This is a genomic window from Nocardia sp. NPDC051463 (assembly GCF_040681975.1).
GTDB lineage: Bacteria > Actinomycetota > Actinomycetes > Mycobacteriales > Mycobacteriaceae > Nocardia.
This window is the reverse complement of sequence record NZ_JBFBAB010000015.1, coordinates 62,721-82,506: the sequence shown is the minus strand read 5'-3', so window position 1 is coordinate 82,506 and position 19,786 is coordinate 62,721. Positions and strand designations below refer to the sequence as shown.

The window sequence follows — 19,786 nt, the reverse complement described above, 5'->3', positions numbered from 1 at the left end:
ACCCGGACGACACGAGTGACAATGGACGACTCAGGCACTGGCGTATCACATTTCCGGATGCGATCACGGTCGCACCGGCAAGACATTTCGCTACCGGTCATGCCCGATCCGGGCGAGGACATGCCGTCGAACGGCGCGCCGCTCCATCTCGTCCTGCGGCATGAGCTGCCGAGCGTGTGCAGCGAGCACGGCCGCCCCGCGGCGCAACAGCGGACCGCTCAGATCCCCTTCGTGGAGCGTCGGGGCGGGGCCGAGCGCCTCACGTCAGCTCGATTCCTCATCCGCATCTTCTCGCGGATCGCATCGAAAGACCCGTTCAACTTCGACCCGCACATCGTGCTGCACGGCGACTGGCCCGCCTGCCCGGCATGCCTGCGCCGGGCAGGCCGATTCGTGCGGATCGGCCAATTCCTGTTGGCCGCGGCGGCAATCACCGTTGTCGCCCTCGTTCTCGCGCTGCTGCAGGGTGCACGAGGGCTGGCCCTACCGCTGGTATTCGCTGTTTTCCCCGGTTGGTTTCCGGTGGGCCTGCTCTTGGCCAGGGGCGCATTCGAACGCGCGGAGATCTTCGCCGAGGCGCGTATGACACCCGACAGATCACACGTCGTGATCACCGCCCATCCCGACTTCGGGAATGCCATCCACCACCAGCATCCGACCACCGCGGCGGAATAGAACGCGGCCCCCAGCGCTTCCCACCACTGGTCCAGATGTACAGATCGCCGCGCTGACGAGCCGAGCCGGCCGCACAACCCACCGGACCTCGGTGCGATCAGGCCGTGGCGCTCACTGTCCACGGGTCGGTGCGCAACGTCGATACCCGGGTCTCGAGGTCTGGCAGGGCGGCACGCACCACCGTCTCGGCTTGTGCGCACCAGGGGAATTCGGTCGCCCAGTGGGCGGCGTCGACGAGGGCGGGGCCGCCCCCACGCAGGTGTTCGTCGACCGGGTGGTGGCGCAGGTCGGAGGTGAGGTAAGCGTCTACGCCCAGGCGTGCTGCGGCGTTCAGGTAGGAGTCGCCCGCACCGCCGCAGACGGCGACCGTATGGATCATGCGCTCGGGGTCGCCCGCCGCGCGGACACCCCAGGCGGTGGCAGGTAGCGCGGCTGCGACCCGAGAAGTGAAGGCGCGCAATGATTCCGGCTCCGACAGCGTGCCGACCCTGCCGATGCCGAGCCCGGAGGGCAGCGTCGCACGCTCGCTGACGTGATAGGCCGGGTCCTCATAAGGATGCGCGGTGCGCAGTGCCGCCAGAATCGCGGCGCGGGCGGCGGGCGGCGCGATTACCTCGACACGGTCTTCCTCGACCTGCTGCAACGCACCGAGCGAACCGATCGCCGGATTCGCCCCCGCCACCGGCCGGAACTGGCCGATGGCCGGCACTCGCAGCGCACAGTCCCGGTAGGAGTCGTTACCACCCGCACCCGCGGCGAACAAGGCCGCCAGCACCGCATCGGTATGCGAGCGCGGCACCTGCACGACCCAGTTGTCCACGGCGGTGCGCGGTTTCGCGTCCAGTGGGCCGGTAACGGTCAGACCGATCGCCGAAGCCAGCGCATCGGAGACGCCGGGGTCGGCGGAGTCGGCGTTGGTGTGCGCGCTGAACAACCCACAGCCGGACCGGATCAGGCGATGCAGCAACGCACCTTTCGGCGTGTCGGCGGCAACGGTGTCCACACCACGCAGCAGCAACGGATGGTGCACCACCAAAGCCTGTGCCCGCCACTCGATCGCCTCTTCGACGACCGCGGCCGTCGCGTCGACAGCGAACAGCACCCGGGACACCCCCTCGGCAGGGTCTCCACACACCAACCCGACCGAGTCCCACGACTCGGCCAGCTTCGGCGGATACGCCGAATCGAGTACTCCGATCACGTCCGCCAGCGTCGTCACCATCCGCCTTCCTCCAGTTCGCTCATCTCACAACCACTCCCGGCCCAGGCACAGCAGACCGCGAACCCTCATCCTCTGACGTCGCGATCCACTGCGGCGAGAATTCGACACCGGTTCGGCCGCCATCACCAGCCCGCCGCGCGGATGCCGTCGAGCAGCCGACCCACCTCTTCGGTGCCGCGAACTGCGACACGCAGATAGTCCGGACCGAGGCCGGGGAACGTGTCGGCACGGCGGACTGCTATCCCTTGATCCGCCAGATGCTTGCGCAGCAACTCGCCGTCGGCGACGCGCAGCAGCAGGAACGGCCCAGCGGCGGGGGTGTGGACATCGATGCCCGCTGCCGTCAACCGTTCGATCATCGAATCCCGTTCGACCACGAGTGCCCGAGCCCTATCTCGCGCCTGGGCAACCGCGAACGGCGCGGCGGTGGCGGTGACCGCCTCTAGCTGCAGGGTGCCCAGCGGCCAGTGCGGGCGACCGTGGTTCAGCCGGGCGAGCAGTTCCGGTGCGCCGAGAAAGTAGCCGCAACGCAGACCCGCCAGTGCCCAGGTCTTGGTGAGGCTGCGCAGGACGAGGACATCGGGTGCGGCGCGGCTCGCCAGCGATTCGGTCTCCCCCGGCACCGCGTCGGCGAAGGCTTCGTCGACCACAATGGTCCGGCCGGGCCTGCGCATAGCGCTGATCACTTCGGCGGGATGCAGCACCGAGGTCGGATTGGTCGGATTGCCGAGGACAACCAGGTCCGCCGCTTCGGGCACCGACGCCGGGTCCAGCAGGTACGGCGGCTCGAGCAGGACCCGAGTGACCGCAACACCCGCGTCGCGCAACGCCAACTCGGGCTCGGTGAACGAGGGATGGATCACCGCGGCGAGTCCGGGCGCGAGCCGGGGCAGCATGGCGAAGCCCTCGGCCGCGCCTGCCAGCAACAACACCTGCTCCGGCGGGCGAGAATGGCGCAGCGCCACCGCGGACCTCGCCGCGAGATCCTCGGCCGCGCTCGGATAGCGTCCCAGCCCGTCCAGCCGTGCGGCCAGCCTGCGGCGTAGCCAGTCCGGCGGCGCGTTGCCCTGCACATTCACCGCGAAATCGAGCATGCCCGGGCGCACGTCCACGTCGCCGTGGTGGCGCAGTTTCGCGTGATCGACGCTGTCCTCGGGCACAAGAAAACACCCTACGTGGCGGCCCGCGGGCAGCACCGGCCAGAATGGCTGTCGTGGCTGAGCTGCACGTGTCGTTCGTCTGTACCGGAAACATCTGCCGATCGCCGATGGCGGAGAAGATGTTCGCGGGGCATCTGTACCGCGCCGGTCTTGCCGACCAGGTGCGGGTCAGCAGCGCGGGCACCACCGCATGGCATGTCGGCGACGACGCCGATCCGCGCACCACCACGACACTGCGCAAGCACGGCTACCCGACCGGTCACGTCGCGGCTGTCTTCGGCGACGAGCACCGCGACGCCGACCTGCTGATCGCCCTCGACACCGGCCACGAACGCGAACTCGCCCGCTTGGGCGTGCCTACCGACCGACGCCGACTCCTGCGCAGCTTCGACCCCGGCGCCGACGGTCCGGATGTCCCCGACCCGTACTACGGCAGCACCGCCGACTTCGAGCTCGTCCGCGAGCAGATCGAGGCAGCCATCCCGGGCCTGCTCGACTGGGTCCGTACGACGCTAAACACCCGCGCCGCCGCCGAGCCGACCCCCCTCCGATACGCCGCGCAAACGGCCACCGACAAACGCTCATGATCCGCAGACTGACGTTCCTCCTACGCCCCAGCTGGCTGATTCTCGCCGTGCTGGTGGCCGCTTTCGCCTACCTCTGCTTCACGGTGCTCGCGCCGTGGCAACTGGGCAAGAACACCGCCACATCGCATCGCAATCAGCTCATCGCCGACTCGGTAGATGCCGCACCGATCGACATCACCGCGGTCCTCGACAACAAGGACACCGACTCGCACGCCGAGTGGCGTCGAGTGACCGCGACCGGCACCTATCTCCCCGAGTCGACGGTGTTGGTCCGGCTACGCCACCTCGACGGCGCTCCCGCCTACGCCGTGCTGTCCACCTTCCGGCTCGACAACGGCAAGATCCTGCTCGTCGACCGCGGCCTCGTCGCCGCCGTCGACGGCACCCGCCCGCCACAGATCCCCGACCCACCCACCGGCTCGCAGCACATCGAGGCCAGGGTGCGCACGTCCGAGGGCGTCACCCCCGGCAAGGACCCGTCCGTCCAAGACGGCTACCGCCAGGTCTACTCGATCGACACCACCCAGGAAACCACCGTCCTGCAGCAACCACTGACCGCCATCCCCACCGGCGAGCGGGGCGGCTACCTCCAACTCGACGAGAACCAGCCCGGCGCCTTCACCCCCACTCCCCTCCCTCAACTCGACGCGGGCCCATATCTCTCCTACGGCCTGCAATGGCTGGCCTTCGGCATCATGGCCCCCCTCGGCCTCGGTTACTTCATCTACGCCGAAATCCGCGAACGCCGCAAAGAAAAGGCGACCACCACCCCACCCTCCGCCGAAACCCCCTCCCCCACAACAGCTCCCACCAAGGAACAACGCCTGGCCGACCGCTACGGCGGCAATCGCTGAACTACCAGACTGCCGGGGCATCGCTGCGGGCCGACCTCAGAGCTTCCTCCCTCGGGTCCCGTTCCTCATCGAATCCTGAGCCGATAGCGACTGGCCGAGCACGAACATCACCCAGCGGACGGCGCTGAAAGTCCGCACAGCTCAAACCCCACAAACGGGACATCGCGGCGACGAACGCCGAGTGCAACTCCCTCATATCCCGTTCGTCACCGAATCCCGAGCTGGTCATCCATGTCGGCGGAAGCCATGTCTGCTCGGTGCGGAGATCGGTCAGCGGGGAGAGCGGAGGAATGACCAGAGGGCGGTGGTGAGGACAGCGCCGAGTTGGACGGCTTCCGACATCCGGACGGCGCGGCGGAGATCCGCCACCGCGGGGGGTGGGCCTTCGCCGAGGGTGGGGCGCAGTTCGGTGCCGTAGCGGTATTGGGTGCGGCCGCCGAGGCGGATGCCGAGTGCGCCCGCCATCGATGCTTCGACGACGCCCGCGTTGGGGCTGGGGTGTTTGGCGGCGTCGTGGTGCCAGGCACGCAGTGCGTCGACGGGGCGGCCGCCGACCAAGGGGGACAGTGCCGCTGTGAGCAGGCCGGTGAGGCGGGCAGGCAGCAGGTTTGCCAGGTCGTCGGTGCGGGCGGCGGCCCAGCCGAATCGTTCGTAGCGATCGTTGCGGTAACCGATCATCGCGTCGAGGGTGTTGATCGCGCGGTAGCCGAGCAGGCCGGGCACACCGGCGACCGCGCCCCACACCAGCGGTGCCACCGTCGCGTCGGAAGTGTTCTCGGCAATGGATTCCACTGCGGCGCGGGCCAATCCGTCCGCGTCGAGCACCTCCGGATCGCGCCCGCACAGCGAGGGCAGCAACGCTCGTGCGGCGGACAGATCGCCGGATTCGAGGCGGTCGGCCATCTGCCTTCCGGCCCGCGCCAAACTGCGCCCGCCGAGCACCGTCCACGTGGCCAGCGCCGTGGCAACAAGCCCGCCACGCCGAGCACCGACACCGACCGCGACAATCGCGCCCACCGATAGCGCCTCGTGCAACACTCCGGCCGACCGCCGATCGGCATAGGTCACGGCTTCGAGCGCGCTTGCCGCCGAACCGAACCCGGCCACCGGATGCCACCGCCGCGGATCACCGAACGCGCGGTCGAGCGCGAAACCGAGCAGCAGCCCGGCAGCGGTCGAGGTCCCCGTGTGCACTCGGCGAGGTTAGCCGGTACCGACCACACGTCAACGGCCACACCGGCGAACCGCAGCATTCCGCATGGCACAGCACACGCCACGCAAACCCGACGTCATCGGCAGTAACCGCTCGAACGCCGCGAATTCCACTCGATTCAACGGCTCAGCAACAGCGGCTGCTCGGGTAGGTCACTTGCCCAACAGCGCGACACCACGAGGATCCCGCGCAGCCCGGCCGCCGCTGGACGACACCCCACCCAGACCACCCGGACCCCGCGCATTCCTCGGTCTCGACCACACACCGAGGTCGCGGGATGGGCCCACCCACCACAGCGCACTCCGCGCAACCCATATGTGCGTACGGCGTGTCGCCGTGTGTCACACTCTTCTGCCCTGAGTCGTCAACCTGATGACTCCCCCATAGACTCGCCCCCGACAGGGGCCGCACGACCGAACGGCGAGACCAGTGACTTCCGATCAGCCCTCCGCATCCGAGCCCATCGACCAGGCCGAGTTGGCCAGGCAGTTCGAGGAGCATCGGCCATACCTGCGCCGGCTCGCCTACAGCAATCTCGGCAGCCTCACCGACGCCGACGACGTGGTGCAGGAGGCATGGCTGCGGCTGCAGCGCCAGCACGAGTCGGGCAAGGCGGGCGAGATCGACAACCTGCGGGCCTGGCTGACCACGGTGACCGGGCGGCTGGCGTTGGACTACCTCGGCTCCGCCCGAGTGCGCCGCGAGCAATACGTCGGCGAATGGCTTCCCGAGCCCGAGGTGACGAGTTGGGACGACCCCGCCGACCGCATCACCCAGGACGAGCGGGTCACCACGGCCCTGCTGGTGGTTCTCGAATCCTTGTCCCCCGCCGAGCGCACCGCGTTCGTTCTCCAGGATGTGTTCGGTATGACCGGACCCGAGGTCGCCGAGGTGGTCGGGCGCACTCCGGCGGCGGTTCGTCAGCTCGCCTCGCGCGCACGCAAGCGCATCGAGGACGGGACACCGCGGTTTCCCGCGTCGCCGGACGAGCAGGAGAAGGTGGTCTCGGCGTTCGCGGTGGCATGGCGGTCCGGTGACCTCAGCGCCTTGCTCGGCGTGCTGGATTCCGAGGTCAGCCTCACCGCCGATGGCGGCGGCAAGGTGCCCGCGATCCGGCAGCCGGTGCACGGTGCCGAGCTGGTCGCGAAGCTGCTGCTCGGCTGGTACCACGCGCCGTCGGCGGCAGGCGCGTGGGGCCGCGCGGTCATGGTCAACGGTCAGCCCGGCCTCGTCGTCTTCGACGGCAACCACACCGGTGTCTTCGCGTTCACCGTCGACGCGGGCCGCATTGTCGCGATCGATGTGGTCCGCAACCCGGATAAGCTACACGACTTGCCGACCACCGGCGCCCCGGACTGGTACCTCGGTCGAAACCCCGAAGAGGACGGTTCTTCCAGCGCCGAATAGCCACCGCCAAGGGCGGTTTCCCGCCGGGGAAGCCGCCCGTTCGGCTGGCCGAAATCCGGCTTCCACGGCCGTCGCTTCGATATCGAGGCCGCACCCGCCGCCTCGCCGAGCCGGGGTCTCTCTGCGGCAACGACTTCCAGCCGATCAGCTGTCGATGGTCGTCAGCCGGCCGAGCCAACGGGCTTCAATACCGGGTATCCGTGTGCGGTAGCGACTTCCGCCGAGAGCAGGTGTCCCGCGTTGGCGGTCAGTCCGCGCGCCAGGTCGGGGTGTTGGGCGCAGGCCCGGCGCCAGCCGTGGTCGGCGATGGCGCGCACATAGGGCAGTGTCGCGTTGGTGAGCGCGACAGTGGCGGTGTGCGGGACCGCGCCCGGCATATTGGCCACGCAGTAGAACAGTGAATCGGCCACGCGGAAAGTGGGATTCGCGTGCGTCGTCGGACGGGAGCTGGTGAAGCAGCCGCCCTGGTCGATAGCTATGTCCACCAGTACCGAGCCGGGGCGCATGCCCGCGACCAGGTCATCGGAGACCAATTTCGGTGTCCGCGCGCCCGGCACCAGCACCGAGCCGACAACCAGATCCGCCGCGAGCACCGCCTGCGCGATCGCGACCGCGTTCGACGCGAGAGTAGTTATGCGCCCGTTGAATTGGGCGTCCAGCTCGCGTAGCCGCACCAAATTGGTATCGAGCACAGTCACTTTCGCGCCCATGCCGGCGGCGACCGCGGCCGAATTGCTGCCCGCGACGCCACCACCGAGCACCACCACGTCCGCCGGTCGCACCCCTGGCACGCCGCCCAGTAGTAGCCCGGCGCCGCCGAGCGGCGCCATCAGGTGATACGCGCCGATCTGACTGCCGAGCTTGCCCGCGACCTCGCTCATCGGCGCCAGCAGCGGCAACGAGCCGTCGGCCGCACGCACCATCTCATAGGCGATGGCGACGCACCCCGAGTGCAGAATCGCATCGGTGCATTCGCGGGACGCGGCCAGATGCAGGTAGGTGAACAGCACCTGTTCCGGCCGCATCCGGGCATACTCCGGCGCGATCGGCTCCTTCACCTTCAGCACCAGTTCGGCCTCCCACCACAGCTGGTCGGCGTCGGGCACCATCCGCACCCCGGCCGCGACATAGGCGGAATCGGCGAACCCCGACCCCACCCCCGCGCCTGCCTCGATCAATACCTCGTGTCCGTGCCGAACCAACTCCCCGGCCCCCGCCGGCGTCAGCGCCACCCGAAGCTCCTGCTCTTTGACCTCCCGCGGTACTCCGATCCTCATACCGCCATCGTGGACCACACACCCACCCGATGCCACCAACGCCGCGCGGTCGACCTCGGCGAACTCCGACCCCGAGCGGCATACGACAGTGAGCCGAACTCGCCTTCCGGGGCAACCATCCGCTACGCCGGAGGTTGCAGTACGGGATGTGCAGGCGGCGGTAACCCCGGATCGGCACAGCGATGCTCACATCGCGATATCCGACCCGGGCTCCGCCGAAGAGCCGACCGACAATCAGAACCGACGCAAGCTCGAGGCAGCACAGGAGCAAAGTCGCTCTCCCGGCTTCGACGACGAGCCGACCCTGCGATCAGAACCATGGTGGCCTCGAGGGCGTGCGTTCGGACATGGTCGTTCAGACCGTGAATGTTCGGCCGGGCTGCGGAATGCGGAGTTGATCGGCGCGGCCGCCGTAGGCGAAGACGCGGGCCAAATGATCGAGGGATTCGGTGAAATGGCCCCACCCTTCGGCGTGCACCGGGATGATGACCGCGTCACCGAGGTGTTCGGCGGCTTGGAGGGCGGTCCGGGCGTTGAGGGTGACGTCGGTGTCACCGAAACGGCCGACATTGGCGGCGCCCACATTCAGGACGGCGATGTCGATGCGCCCGATGCGCCCGACGATCTGCTCGACGAGAGCGACCGACGCGTTGTCACCGGAGACGTACACCGTCGGCAGGTCCTGGGCCTGCAGCACGAAACCGGTGACGACGCCGCTGAACGGTTCGCACCCCTCGGGCCCGTGCAGCGCGGGAACGGCGGTCACGCGAACTTCCCCGACAGTCATGGTCTCCCAGTTCGCCAGTCCCCGAACGCCGTTCACGCGGCCGGCCGCATCCGGCGTGGACAACACGGTCTCGACGGTGGCAAGGAACTCACGACCGGAATTGTCGAGATTGTCGGCGTGCTGGTCATGCGAGAGCAGCACCACGTCCACGGATCCGACCTGCTCGAGCGGCACGGCGGGACCGGTGAGCTTGTGCAAGGTGATCGGGCCCTGGTAATCACCCGGCGCATCGAAGGTGGGGTCGGTCAGCCAGGTCAGACCCGCGTACCGCAAGCGCAGGGTCGGCCCGCCGATGTGCAGGGCCTCGAGGGTGGTGCGTTCGATCGTTTCGCTCATGACGTCGATATTTGCCGATACGTTGCCTCACGACCAGTGGCCCGAGTGCCATCTACCGCTAAAATCGGGCCATGCACTCAGTCGCGGTTCTGGCCTTCGAGAATGTCAGCCCGTTCCATCTCTCGGTACCGTCCCTGGTGTTCGGACGCGTCGGCGCGGACGGCCGCACACCATATCGAGTCGACGTATGTGCCGAACGCCCAGGCGCTCTGTGCACGCCTGCCGGATTCGACATCGACGTCAAGCACGGCCTCGAGGTCTTCGAGCGCGCCGACACCGTGGTGATTCCCAGCTGGCCGCGCGGCGCCGCGATATCCGATGACCTGCGCGCCGCACTGCACGGCGCGCACACACGCGGTGCCAGGATCGTTGGCCTGTGCCTCGGCTCCTGGGCGGTGGCCGCGAGCGGCCTCGCCGACGGACGCGAGGTGACGACACACTGGTCGGCTGCCGCCGATCTGGCCCGCGCCTACCCCGCGGTCCTGGTGCGCGCCGACCGACTGTGGTCGGATCTCGGCGACCTCGTCACCTCCGCCGGGGTCGCCGCCGCGCTCGACTGCTGCCTGCACCTGGTTCGCACCGATTTCGGTAGCCGCGAGGCAACCCAACTGGCCAGAGCATTGGTCACCGCGCCACACCGCAGTGGCTCACAGGCCCAGTACATCCCGATCGCGGTCCCCGATGCCGCCGACGACGATCCCATCGAACACGCAATGGTCTGGGCTCGAACACATCTCGGCGATCCGATCGATCTGGACAGCTGGGCTGCCATCGCGCTGATGTCCCGGCGCACCTTCACCCGGCATTTCCGCGACCGCACCGGAAGCAGCCCGCAGCAGTGGCTCCTGCACCAGCGCGCCGACCGCGCTCGGCTGCTACTGGAATCCACCGCCGACACGATGGATCGCATCGCCGCCGAAACCGGGTTCGGGAGTGCCGTCAGCTTGCGCCACCACTTCCATCGCATCCTGGGCACCAGTCCCGCCGCTCACCGCGCCATGTTCCAGTCCGCCGCGGCGGACATTCCACGCTCCGGCACGAGTCTCGCTCGAAGCATGGCCGGCTGACGGATCTACGCCACAATCAGCCCGAGCACGCCTCACCACGACAGGTGGGACACCTTGGTTTTCGTTGCTTCCGCACGCGACCCCGCGGCGAACGCGACATGCGAGCAGTCCAGTTCGAGCGATCCGCGATCCAGCCGAGCGAACGTTCGGAACCGACCGCCCGACCCGGATCGTCGGCACACTCCTGCGTGAACTCGGGGCGCTGCCCAGCTACCGCGGCGGCGTGGCTACGTTCTCCGCATGAGGATTCAGGTGGGCGAGTTTGCGCCGGAAGTCGACGAGAGTGCGTGGATCGCACCCAATGCGACCGTGATCGGGCGTGTGCGACTCGCGGCCGAGGTGAGCATTTGGTACAGCGCAGTGGTGCGCGCCGACCTGGAGGCGATCAGCGTCGGCGCCCGCACCAATATTCAGGACGGCTGCGTGCTACATGCCGATCCCGGTTTTCCACTGACGGTGGGCACGGGAGTTTCGGTGGGGCACAACGCGATTCTGCACGGCTGCACGATCGGTGACGATGCGCTGGTCGGCATGGGTGCGACCGTTCTCAACGGCGCGGTGATCGGCGCGGGCAGCCTGATCGCCGCCAACGCGCTCATTCCCGAGGGCGCCCACATTCCGCCGGGCTCGCTGGTGGCAGGTGTGCCGGGCAAGGTCCGTCGCGAACTCAGCGCGGCTGAGCAGGATGGCCTGCGGCTCGGTGCCGCTGTGTACCTTCGCAACACGGTCGACCACCGCGACGCGAAGATCCTGTGAGACAGCGCACAGTCGCCAAATGCCCAGCAGGAATGGCTGATAACATTTTTCCAGCGTGCCCGGCATCCCGGGATCCGCTGCCGACACAGCCGACGTGCGGCCTGTAAGCGCAGAGTCGATCCCATCGGGACGGCCGGCGCGCAGTGTGCAGGCAGGAGGTACCACGGTGGCGTACGGACAGACGGGTATGCATCGGCCGAAGGGGCGGCTCAGCGTAGCCGATATCGCGGCCCAACCGGGCGGAATCGAGGCGCTACAGCGTCGAGTTCACGAATTGCGTTCCAGTGGCGTCGATTTCGCGGCCAATGCGATCGAACAAGAGATGGCGGCGCTGGACCTACCGCACCAGTGATGCCTGACCGCCGCCTCGTCGCTGGCGATGCGGCAGTGGTCATCCCGCTTGCATTGTCCGTGCCCGAGGGATGAATTACCAAGTCCGGCAACAGTTCACAACATATCGATACACACTGGACCGCCTCGTCGTTGCGAGACGAAGTCCGACAAGGACTTCCCTGCTGTCAAAAGTCCGATCACCTCCCCTGCCCACTTTCGGATCGGTGGCGCACCGGCCGGTTCCGCCCGGGTGTCGGCGCCGATTCCGGGTTTGCCGGCGCCCGCGCATAGATCGCGTCACCGACGGAATACGGAATCTTCGCCCGCTGGTAGGCGGCGTTGTGCGCACGGCCCCCACCACCTGCGAAGCCGGGCACAGTCCGCACCATCCGCCGGCGGTCGCGCACTCCGCTCGATGGACAGCACGACAGAGCTTCGACAACACCGATCACGACTCAGTGAGATGATTCATACGCGTTTCACTCACGCTTTCGCGAATCCTCGGCCAATCCGCCGCAACCCGGTGAAATAATGAACGTCCAATATCCGCACCGTCGCGGCGCCGCGCACTCTTCGGCGTCCGCGCCGAATCGACTGGAGACCCGATGCCCACCGTCCCGCCCATGCTCCAGCGCATCCTCGACAACCCGGTCAAGGACGGCGAGAAGCTACTGGAGAGCGCGCTGTCGGCATTCCTGGACTTCGGGATCAAGCGCACCAGCATGGGCGAGATCGCCCGCCGCGCCGGCATCAGCCCGGCAACCCTCTATCGGCGCTTCGAATCGAAGAACGAACTGGTGGAAGCGGTGAGCGTGCGAGAGGCGCAGCGCTTTGTCACCGAGATCGACGAGCGGGTGCGCACCGTCGCAGGCAGCGACAACCAACTGGTGGAGATCTTCGCCGCGTTCATCAGCGCTATCGCGAGCAACGAACTGCTGCGCAGGCTGCTGCGCACCGAACCGGACCTCATCCTGCCGCGGCTCACCACCGAAGCCGCACCGATCATTGCCGTCGGCCGCACCTACCTCGCCGTGAAGCTGCGGGAATTACGGACCGACGACGGCTCCGACGATTTCGACGCCGACCTGGTCGCCGAGATCATGGCCCGGCTCGCCCTCTCGCTGGCACTGACCCCCGACGGGCTCATTCCGCTCGACGATGTCGAAGCCGGCCGTGACTTCGCCCGCCGCATCCTGCTGCCGATGGTCGGGGTCCGCACCACAGCCTGACCGCAGCCCGAACGCCGCGGCCACCCGCTCGTTCAACTCACGCTCCGACTCGGCGTCGGGCACCCGCCCGTCGTCGATGAATTCGGTGACCAATTCGACGACCCCGCCCGAGCGCACCGGGTCCGGCAACGGCAGCCGCGACACATACTGGGTTATCCACCGCCGCCGACCCGAATACAGCCGATTCCCACATACCGCATCGTAGAAATGCAGGCCGAGCGCCGAATTCGCCACGCCCATCAGCAGATAGGCCAGCCGTTCCGCGTCCCCGTGCATTCCGATGTCCGCCAGCGACATCCAGTAACAATCCCCATTCACCACCGCCCCGGACCGATCAAGAGCAAACCGTGGCCGCTCGCTGATATCGGGAAACACCACCTTCGGCACTCGCCACAAATGCGGGCGCTGCGGCACCCAGATCTCGAACCACTCACGCCCACCGGCCGTCACATATTTCCGACCTGACAATATTTCCTCGTGCGTCCGCAAATATGCTGCGGCACTGGGAAATTCGCTCAGATCGACCGGGATGCGGCGTGACCGAGTCGTGTCATAGGGATACAACACACGCGTGCCATGATCATCGAAGACCCGCCATGGCGCGAGCTGATGATGAGTGATCAAGTCGAACAACAACTCCGACTCCGGACACGGCTCCATCTCCCCCCACCGATCCGAAATGAACACCCGATCCGCCGTCGTCTTGATCCCCACCCGGATCCGCGCCACCTCCCCGAATCGCCGCCAGGTCCCGGCCCCCACTCGGCCCAACCAATCGTCGACTCCCGGCCGCGACATCCGCCATGCCCGTCCCGCCACGGCGGACCGCGCCGCACGCCACTCACGACCGGAGAGTTGCCCGTCAACCCCGCACACCGCCACCACCCCGGCAACATCCGAGTCCCGCGGCACCGAATGCCCGGCACCATTCGCACCGCCGCTGACTACTTCTCCGCCATCAGCACCACCGTCGCCGATAATGCCCGCGCCGTCCTCGGCACCGGTCCGAGCGTCCGTTGCAGCGGTGGCCCGGGCAGCATCGCTCGCCTCCGCGCCGGTTTCGACCGATAGCGTGGCGGCGACGCCCCGGTCATCGGAGCCGAGCTCATCAGTCGCCAGCGTGCCTACTGTTACCGCGAAGGTGCGACCGTTATGTGCGACGAGACGGCCCCGATCCTCGATTAATGCTTCGAATAGCCCTGTCCCGCTGATTGTTTCGCACGCGGGAACCTGATAGGCCGATACATAGCGGCAGGTTTCGCGTCGAGAAGTGCGCGTGGCGATCGTGACGGCGGGCAGCACGGCGGCCTCGAACAGCTTGGTATCGCCGAGGTCGTACAGTTCGATCGGAGCCAACTCCGACAGCAGCAATCCTCGAATGTTGGCACCTGCCTTGGTGGTGAGAAAGCGGTTGGCGCACAACAATCCGAGTACCCCGCCCGAGCACAGCAAGCGCGGCGTGATCGCGACGAACGGGTGGGTGAGATCGATTCGGCCCCGCAACCCGAACTGCTTGCTGAGCAGCCGCGCTGTCACACCGCCGAGCTGCTGGGTGCGCACATACGGGGGGTTGGTGATGATGGCGTCGAAGCAGGCATCGGCAATACCCTCCGACACCGCGAGAAAGTCGCCGACGTGCCAGTCGACGACAACCCCCGCGGTGCATGCCCGCTCGCGCGCCACCGTCAGCGCCTCGCCGTCCAGGTCGTAGCCGACCAACTCCACCCGCACCTGCGGCAGCCGGACAGTGGCCTCCCGCTGCAACGCCAGCAGCAGCTCGCCGTCCCCACAGGCGGGGTCTAGCACTCGGAGTACGCCAGAAGTCCGTGGTCGCGGCATATGTTCGAGTAACCGCTGCGCCAGAAATCGTGCCAACGCAGGCGGCGTGTAGTGCCTGCCGTGCCGTTTGCGATCCCGCGCGGCGGCGGTCTCGGAACCCATGTCAGGGATTGTGCCCGGTCGAGCCGTGACAATCATGACAACGCGAGCAATGCGACGCACCGCGCCGAACTGGTGCGACACAGCGGTTCCGAAACGAGACTTCGAATGCTAGCGTTCAGTCTCAAAATGAGACTGAATGAAAATGAGGTGCAAGCCCATGGCGCCGACCGACTACCCCGACCAGTTCGCCGTGCTGTCCCGAATACTCGACGAACGGTGGACCTGTAGGCACTTCCAGCCCCAACCGGTCGCACGGGAGACGATCGAATCGCTGCTGCGGCTGGCACAGCGCACCCCCTCGTGGTGCAACACCCAGCCATGGCAGGTCGCGGTAACCGCGGGAGCCGGCACCGATCGGTTCCGCAAAGAACTGCTCGCGCATATCGAAAAGTCGACGCCCGAGCCAGATTTCGCATTTCCCGCGCAGTACACCGGCGTCTATCGGGAGCGCAGACGCGAATGCGGCACGCAGCTCTACAACAGTGTCGGGATCACCAAGGGCGACCACGAGGCGACGATGCGGCAGGCGCTGCGCAACTTCGAACTCTTCGACGCACCGCACGTCGCGATCATCACTTCCGATGCCGATCTCGGTGTCTACGGCGCCGTCGACTGTGGCCTCTACATCGGCAACTTCCTCCTCGGTGCGCACAGCCTCGGACTCGGCGCCGCACCGCAGGCCGCGCTCGCGTCCTATGCACCGTTCTTGCGCGAATACTTCGGCATCCCGGACAGTCGGCGAGTAGTCGCGGGCATTTCGTTCGGCTACCCCGACAAAGACCACCCGATCAACTCCTTCCGCACAACGCGCGAAAACCATCGACAGGTTGCGATCTGGGCGGACTGAGAAAGTCACGGTGCCGTATCGCACATTCGTCCCGCGATACCACCGCCGACAAATCGGTGACCCTGTGCGGCACCGGTGGCGGTGACTTTCTCAGTCCGCCATCGGTGACCCCGAGCGCAGCACGAGCGCGGCACCACGGTACGCCGACTGGATTCCCACACCAGGAAGGCGTGCATCCAGCGATGAGGGGCCCGCGACACGGGCGCGGCCCGAACTATCGAGCCGAACTGTGCGCCCCGGCCGACGCTTCGGTAACCCCGAGACCCGGCCCCGGCAATGGCGTCACATCGCGAGCGGTGAGTTGGTTCCCACACACATCGCATTCGAGCTTCACATGCGCCTCGCCGGTGCACTCGTGATGCCGATACTCCACCGGCGGACCGTCGGGCGCCATATGGGTGTCACCCCAATCCCGGATCGCCATGAGGATCGGATAGATATCATGCCCCTTCGGCGTGAGGCGGTACTCCTCATGAGCCCCCTCGGCCGCCTTCTGTTTCACCAGGATCCCGTGCTCGATCAGCCGATCGAGCCGATCCTGCAATCGACTGCGGGAGATACCGAGGGTGCTCTGAAAGGCATTGAACCGCCGGATGCCCGAGAACGCATACTTCAGGATCAGCAGGGTCCAGCGGTCACCGAAGATCACCAGCGGGCGCGTGATCGAACACGGCACCTCGGCAAGTTCCTCGTAACGCACCCCTCGATGCTACTCAGCGAATCCGGCCTCAGGATCGGCATCCATCGCTTCCGTCAACGGTCCAGCGGCAGGGGCGGTCGTGACGGTCCCGGGCGGCAACGCACGAACTCTCCGTATCGCGACCAGGTCGCCAATGTTGCTGCTGAGAACAAAGAATGGGCTCCGGGAAATCCCGGAGCCCATTCTCGATCAACACCTCACCTCACAGCGGAATGTTCTTGTGATGACTCTTGCGAGCCGGCACCGCGGCCAGCGCGGCGGCGATGATGCTGCGCGTCTTCGCCGGATCGATCACCTGGTCGACGACACCGATCGCGATAGCACGCTCGACGCCACCGGCAATCTGCTCGTGTTCGACGGTGAGACGCTCGTGCAATGCCTCGCGCTCATCTTCCGGCGCCGCTGCCAGCGCCTTCTTGTGCAGAATGCCGACTGCGGCCTTGGCGCCCATCACAGCGACCTCGGAACCGGGCCATGCGTACACCGCGGTCGCGCCGAGCGAGCGGGCGTTCATCGCGATGTAGGCGCCACCGTAGATCTTCCTGGTGACCAGCGTGACGCGCGGCACCCGAGCCTCGGCGAACGCGTGCAGCAGCTTCGCGCCACGGCGCACCACGCCTTCCCACTCCATGCTGACGCCGGGCAGGTAGCCGGGGACGTCGGTGACCACGACCAGCGGGATACCGAAGGCATCGCACAGTCGCACGAAACGCGCTGCCTTCTCGGCGCTTTCGGAGTTCAGGCAGCCACCGAGCCGAATCGGGTTGTTGGCAAGCACACCAACCGTGCGACCGGCAAGGCGGCCGAGACCGGTCACAATGCTGCGGGCGTAGCCACCCTGCAGCTCCTCGAACGACGACTCACCGTCGACGTTGTCGAGCAGCTCGTGAACGATCGGCTTGACGTCATAGGCACGCTTCGCCGATTCCGGCATCATCGCCTTCAGGTCGACGTCACCGTGTTCGGCGGCGACCAGGTCGAATTCGCCCTGCTCGGCGAACATCGACACCAGCCTGCGACCCCGGTGCAGCGCATCGGCCTCGTCGTTGGCGACGATATGGGTGACGCCGGACTTCTTGCCGTGGGTCTCCGGGCCACCGAGAGTGGCCATGTCGACCTGCTCACCGGTGACACTGCGGACCACGTCGGGACCGGTCACGAAGACTCGCCCCTCGGGTGCCATGATCACGATGTCGGTCAGCGCGGGACCGTAGGCGGCGCCGCCGGCCGCGAAGCCGAGGACCACCGAGATCTGCGGAACCAGACCGGACGCCCGGACCATCGCTTCGAAGACCAGGCCGACGGCGTGCAGTGCCTCGACACCCTCGGCGAGCCGAGCGCCGCCGGAGTGCCAGATGCCGACGATCGGAATGGCGGAATCTATGGCGGTGTCGATCGCGTCGACGATGTGCTTACACCCTTCCACGCCCATCGCGCCACCCATGACGGTGGCGTCCGAGCAGTAGGCGACGGTGCGAACGCCGTCGACCTCACCGATGGCCGCGAGCACACCGGACTTGTCTCGCGGATGTAGCGGAAGGACCGTACCCGGGTCGAAGAAACGCTGCAGTCGACCCAGCGGGTCGCGCGGATCGGCCGCTGTATCGGGCTGAAACGCGGGGGCAATGATCGTCATCGCGTTTACTCCTCACCTCTGTGCAGTGCGCCGCTGCCGCGGCTGCGTTGTCGAACCACGATGGGGTCGGCCAAATTCAGTTGGCCGACCCCACCGGGATCGTTGTGCAGTCGATGCGGGCGGCTAAGCCCGACCGAAGGCGAGCGCGACATTGTGCCCACCGAAACCGAACGAGTTGTTGATCGCGTATTCGATCTCCTGGCGGCGAGCCTCGCCATGAACCACATCCAGATCGATCTCCGGATCCTGGTTCTCCAAGTTCAGCGTCGGCGGAACGATCCCGTCCCGGATGCTGAGCACGGTGAGCACCGACTCGAGCGCGCCCACGGCGCCGATCGAGTGACCGAGTGCCGATTTCGGCGCATACACCGACGCGTGGTTACCCACCGCCAGATTGATCGCCCGCGCCTCGGCGGTATCGCCGATCGGAGTAGCAGTGGCATGCGCGTTGACGTGCGTGATGTCCTGCTTCGACAAACCGGCTGTCTGCATCGCCCGACTCATCGCCCGCGCCGCGCCACTGCCATCGGGGGCAGGCGCAACAAGGTGATAGCCATCGGAGGTGATACCGGCACCCAGCAGACGAGCATGGATCGTCGCACCACGCGCCTTGGCGTGCTCCTCGGTCTCCACGACCATCAGCGCACCGGCCTCACCGAAGACGAACCCGTCCCGATCCTTGTCGAACGGACGCGACGCGCCCTTCGGATCCTCGTTACGCGTACTCATCGCGCGCATCATCGTGAACGCCGCGATCGGCACCGCATCGATGTATCCCTCGACGCCGCCGGTGACGACGATATCGGCGTCACCCATCACGATCATGCGCCACGCGTTGGCAATAGCCTCGGAGCCTGACGAGCATGCCGAGACCGGAGTGACCACTCCTGCCCTGGCCTTCAATTCGAGACCAACAACAGCCGACGGACCATTCGGCATGACCATCTGAACCGCTAGCGGCGAAATCTTGCGGTAGCCACCGTTCTTCAGCTTGTCGACCGAATCGATGAGGGCGTCACCGCCACCCATGCCGGTACCGATGGCCACACCCAGGCGTTCCGGGTCGACTTCCGGGCTGCCCGCGTTACGCCAGACTTCGCGACCGAGAACGGTCGCGAGCTGCTCGACGTAGGCCATGCGCCGACATTCGACTCGGGTCAGCAGGGTCTCGGGCCGGACCTTCAGGTGACCGCCGATGCGGACCGGAAGGTCGTATTCCTCGACGAAGGAATCCTCGAGAACGTCGATACCGCTCTCGCCGTTGAGGAGTCCCTTCCACGTCGCATCGACGTCACCAGCGATCGACGTGGTCGCCGCCATACTCGTGACGACGACGTTGGGGAAGTTCCCGTTCAAGGTGGAAGGAGTGGTCACAGTGTCGGCCCTACTCGGCGTTGTCGAACTTGGCCTTGAGCTCCGCGGCGGCATCCGAGTTCTCCGCCTCGAGCTTCTGGATGTAGGCGACTGCGTCGCCGACCGTCTTCAGGCTGGCCAGATCCTCATCGGGGATCTTGACGCCGTACTTGTCCTCGGTCTGCACTGCGATCTCGACCATGGACAGCGAGTCGATGTCCAGGTCATCGACGAAGGACTTCTCGATCGTCACCTCAGAGGGTTCGATACCCGTTACCTCTTCGATGATCTTGCCGAGTTCCTCGACGATTTGTTCCTGGGTCAGAGCGGCCACTTCGTGGCTCCCTTCTTGATCTCTTTGTAGGGCTTCACTGTTTTTTTCGGTTCGAGACAGCCGATGGTTACC

The 19,786-nt window shown here is 66.8% G+C and carries 18 protein-coding genes and 1 pseudogene; 9 read left to right on the top strand and 10 right to left on the bottom strand.

The annotated features are described in order from the left end of the window. Positions 1 to 99 precede the first annotated feature (99 nt). Positions 100 to 675, top strand: a complete 576-nt coding sequence (locus tag AB0M74_RS20475; RefSeq protein WP_366527849.1) for a hypothetical protein — start codon at positions 100 to 102, stop codon at positions 673 to 675. Positions 676 to 772: 97 nt separating this feature from the next. Here AB0M74_RS20475 and AB0M74_RS20470 read toward each other — a convergent pair whose 3' ends face one another. Together AB0M74_RS20470 and cobC are read right to left on the bottom strand one after the other, a co-directional pair. After that, positions 773 to 1,897 (bottom strand): Nif3-like dinuclear metal center hexameric protein, encoded by a 1,125-nt coding sequence (locus AB0M74_RS20470; RefSeq protein ID WP_366527848.1) that lies wholly within the window; start codon positions 1,895 to 1,897, stop codon positions 773 to 775. Positions 1,898 to 2,019: 122 nt separating this feature from the next. Continuing rightward, the gene (gene cobC, locus AB0M74_RS20465; protein WP_366527847.1) at positions 2,020 to 3,057 is read right to left on the bottom strand and encodes an Rv2231c family pyridoxal phosphate-dependent protein CobC; all 1,038 of its coding nucleotides are present in this window, start codon (positions 3,055 to 3,057) and stop codon (positions 2,020 to 2,022) included. 44 nt (positions 3,058 to 3,101) lie between these two features. Here cobC and AB0M74_RS20460 point away from each other — a divergent pair, with 44 nt between their 5' ends. Then, on the top strand, positions 3,102 to 3,644 hold the full coding sequence (locus AB0M74_RS20460) for a low molecular weight protein-tyrosine-phosphatase (protein WP_366527846.1): 543 nt from the start codon (positions 3,102 to 3,104) through the stop codon (positions 3,642 to 3,644). Further along, a complete protein-coding gene (locus AB0M74_RS20455) occupies positions 3,641 to 4,498 on the top strand; it encodes an SURF1 family protein (RefSeq protein ID WP_366527845.1) in 858 nt (285 codons plus the stop codon). Before AB0M74_RS20460 ends, AB0M74_RS20455 begins: the two co-directional genes overlap by 4 nt. Before the next feature lie 270 nt (positions 4,499 to 4,768). Here AB0M74_RS20455 and AB0M74_RS20450 read toward each other — a convergent pair whose 3' ends face one another. Beyond that, complete coding sequence (locus AB0M74_RS20450; RefSeq protein WP_366527844.1) at positions 4,769 to 5,692, bottom strand: cobalamin biosynthesis protein; 924 nt, start codon at positions 5,690 to 5,692, stop codon at positions 4,769 to 4,771. 448 nt (positions 5,693 to 6,140) lie between these two features. Here AB0M74_RS20450 and sigJ point away from each other — a divergent pair, with 448 nt between their 5' ends. Beyond that, positions 6,141 to 7,118, top strand: a complete 978-nt coding sequence (sigJ, locus tag AB0M74_RS20445; RefSeq protein WP_366527843.1) for an RNA polymerase sigma factor SigJ — start codon at positions 6,141 to 6,143, stop codon at positions 7,116 to 7,118. A gap of 161 nt (positions 7,119 to 7,279) precedes the next feature. Here the strand turns inward: sigJ and ald are convergent, their stop codons facing one another. Together ald and AB0M74_RS20435 are read right to left on the bottom strand one after the other, a co-directional pair. After that, on the bottom strand, positions 7,280 to 8,395 hold the full coding sequence (gene ald, locus AB0M74_RS20440; protein ID WP_366527842.1) for an alanine dehydrogenase: 1,116 nt from the start codon (positions 8,393 to 8,395) through the stop codon (positions 7,280 to 7,282). A 355-nt stretch (positions 8,396 to 8,750) separates the two neighbouring features. Beyond that, on the bottom strand, positions 8,751 to 9,518 hold the full coding sequence (locus AB0M74_RS20435; protein ID WP_366527841.1) for an MBL fold metallo-hydrolase: 768 nt from the start codon (positions 9,516 to 9,518) through the stop codon (positions 8,751 to 8,753). Positions 9,519 to 9,589: 71 nt separating this feature from the next. Between AB0M74_RS20435 and AB0M74_RS20430 the strand changes: the two genes are divergently transcribed. From AB0M74_RS20430 to AB0M74_RS20415, 4 genes and pseudogenes are all read left to right on the top strand, one after another. Continuing rightward, the gene (locus tag AB0M74_RS20430) at positions 9,590 to 10,585 is read left to right on the top strand and encodes a helix-turn-helix domain-containing protein (RefSeq protein ID WP_366527840.1); all 996 of its coding nucleotides are present in this window, start codon (positions 9,590 to 9,592) and stop codon (positions 10,583 to 10,585) included. A 240-nt stretch (positions 10,586 to 10,825) separates the two neighbouring features. Continuing rightward, on the top strand, positions 10,826 to 11,341 hold the full coding sequence (locus AB0M74_RS20425; RefSeq protein ID WP_366527839.1) for a gamma carbonic anhydrase family protein: 516 nt from the start codon (positions 10,826 to 10,828) through the stop codon (positions 11,339 to 11,341). 166 nt (positions 11,342 to 11,507) lie between these two features. After that, on the top strand, positions 11,508 to 11,693 hold the full coding sequence (locus tag AB0M74_RS20420) for a hypothetical protein (RefSeq protein ID WP_366527838.1): 186 nt from the start codon (positions 11,508 to 11,510) through the stop codon (positions 11,691 to 11,693). Between the two features lie 586 nt (positions 11,694 to 12,279). Next, a pseudogene (locus AB0M74_RS20415) lies at positions 12,280 to 12,753 on the top strand (helix-turn-helix domain-containing protein); the annotation flags it as partial. Here AB0M74_RS20415 and AB0M74_RS20410 read toward each other — a convergent pair. Further along, positions 12,721 to 14,844: an N-6 DNA methylase gene (locus tag AB0M74_RS20410; protein ID WP_366527837.1), complete on the bottom strand. Its 2,124-nt coding sequence runs from the start codon at positions 14,842 to 14,844 to the stop codon at positions 12,721 to 12,723. The pseudogene AB0M74_RS20415 and the gene AB0M74_RS20410 sit on opposite strands and share 33 nt — an antisense overlap. Positions 14,845 to 15,001: 157 nt before the next feature. Between AB0M74_RS20410 and AB0M74_RS20405 the strand changes: the two genes are divergently transcribed. Continuing rightward, a complete protein-coding gene (locus tag AB0M74_RS20405; protein ID WP_366527836.1) occupies positions 15,002 to 15,691 on the top strand; it encodes a nitroreductase in 690 nt (229 codons plus the stop codon). A gap of 214 nt (positions 15,692 to 15,905) precedes the next feature. Here the strand turns inward: AB0M74_RS20405 and AB0M74_RS20400 are convergent, their stop codons facing one another. From AB0M74_RS20400 to acpM, 4 genes are all read right to left on the bottom strand, one after another. After that, a complete protein-coding gene (locus tag AB0M74_RS20400) occupies positions 15,906 to 16,391 on the bottom strand; it encodes a helix-turn-helix domain-containing protein (protein WP_366527835.1) in 486 nt (161 codons plus the stop codon). Between the two features lie 202 nt (positions 16,392 to 16,593). Next, the gene (locus AB0M74_RS20395) at positions 16,594 to 18,027 is read right to left on the bottom strand and encodes a carboxyl transferase domain-containing protein (RefSeq protein ID WP_366527834.1); all 1,434 of its coding nucleotides are present in this window, start codon (positions 18,025 to 18,027) and stop codon (positions 16,594 to 16,596) included. Between the two features lie 123 nt (positions 18,028 to 18,150). Beyond that, positions 18,151 to 19,401 (bottom strand): KasA/KasB family beta-ketoacyl-ACP synthase, encoded by a 1,251-nt coding sequence (locus tag AB0M74_RS20390; RefSeq protein ID WP_366527833.1) that lies wholly within the window; start codon positions 19,399 to 19,401, stop codon positions 18,151 to 18,153. Positions 19,402 to 19,411: 10 nt separating this feature from the next. Next, a complete protein-coding gene (gene acpM / locus AB0M74_RS20385; RefSeq protein WP_327114205.1) occupies positions 19,412 to 19,714 on the bottom strand; it encodes a meromycolate extension acyl carrier protein AcpM in 303 nt (100 codons plus the stop codon). Positions 19,715 to 19,786: the final 72 nt, after the last annotated feature.

Coding starts and splice junctions, on each gene's coding strand:
- AB0M74_RS20395 (WP_366527834.1), bottom strand. CDS start 18,027: ATGACGATCATTGCCCCCGCGTTTCAGCCCGATACAGCGGCCGATCCG.
- AB0M74_RS20435 (WP_366527841.1), bottom strand. CDS start 9,518: ATGAGCGAAACGATCGAACGCACCACCCTCGAGGCCCTGCACATCGGC.
- AB0M74_RS20410 (WP_366527837.1), bottom strand. CDS start 14,844: ATGGGTTCCGAGACCGCCGCCGCGCGGGATCGCAAACGGCACGGCAGG.
- ald (WP_366527842.1), bottom strand. CDS start 8,395: ATGAGGATCGGAGTACCGCGGGAGGTCAAAGAGCAGGAGCTTCGGGTG.
- AB0M74_RS20430 (WP_366527840.1), top strand. CDS start 9,590: ATGCACTCAGTCGCGGTTCTGGCCTTCGAGAATGTCAGCCCGTTCCAT.
- AB0M74_RS20470 (WP_366527848.1), bottom strand. CDS start 1,897: ATGGTGACGACGCTGGCGGACGTGATCGGAGTACTCGATTCGGCGTAT.
- AB0M74_RS20425 (WP_366527839.1), top strand. CDS start 10,826: ATGAGGATTCAGGTGGGCGAGTTTGCGCCGGAAGTCGACGAGAGTGCG.
- AB0M74_RS20455 (WP_366527845.1), top strand. CDS start 3,641: ATGATCCGCAGACTGACGTTCCTCCTACGCCCCAGCTGGCTGATTCTC.
- AB0M74_RS20460 (WP_366527846.1), top strand. CDS start 3,102: ATGGCTGTCGTGGCTGAGCTGCACGTGTCGTTCGTCTGTACCGGAAAC.
- AB0M74_RS20475 (WP_366527849.1), top strand. CDS start 100: ATGCCCGATCCGGGCGAGGACATGCCGTCGAACGGCGCGCCGCTCCAT.
- AB0M74_RS20405 (WP_366527836.1), top strand. CDS start 15,002: ATGGCGCCGACCGACTACCCCGACCAGTTCGCCGTGCTGTCCCGAATA.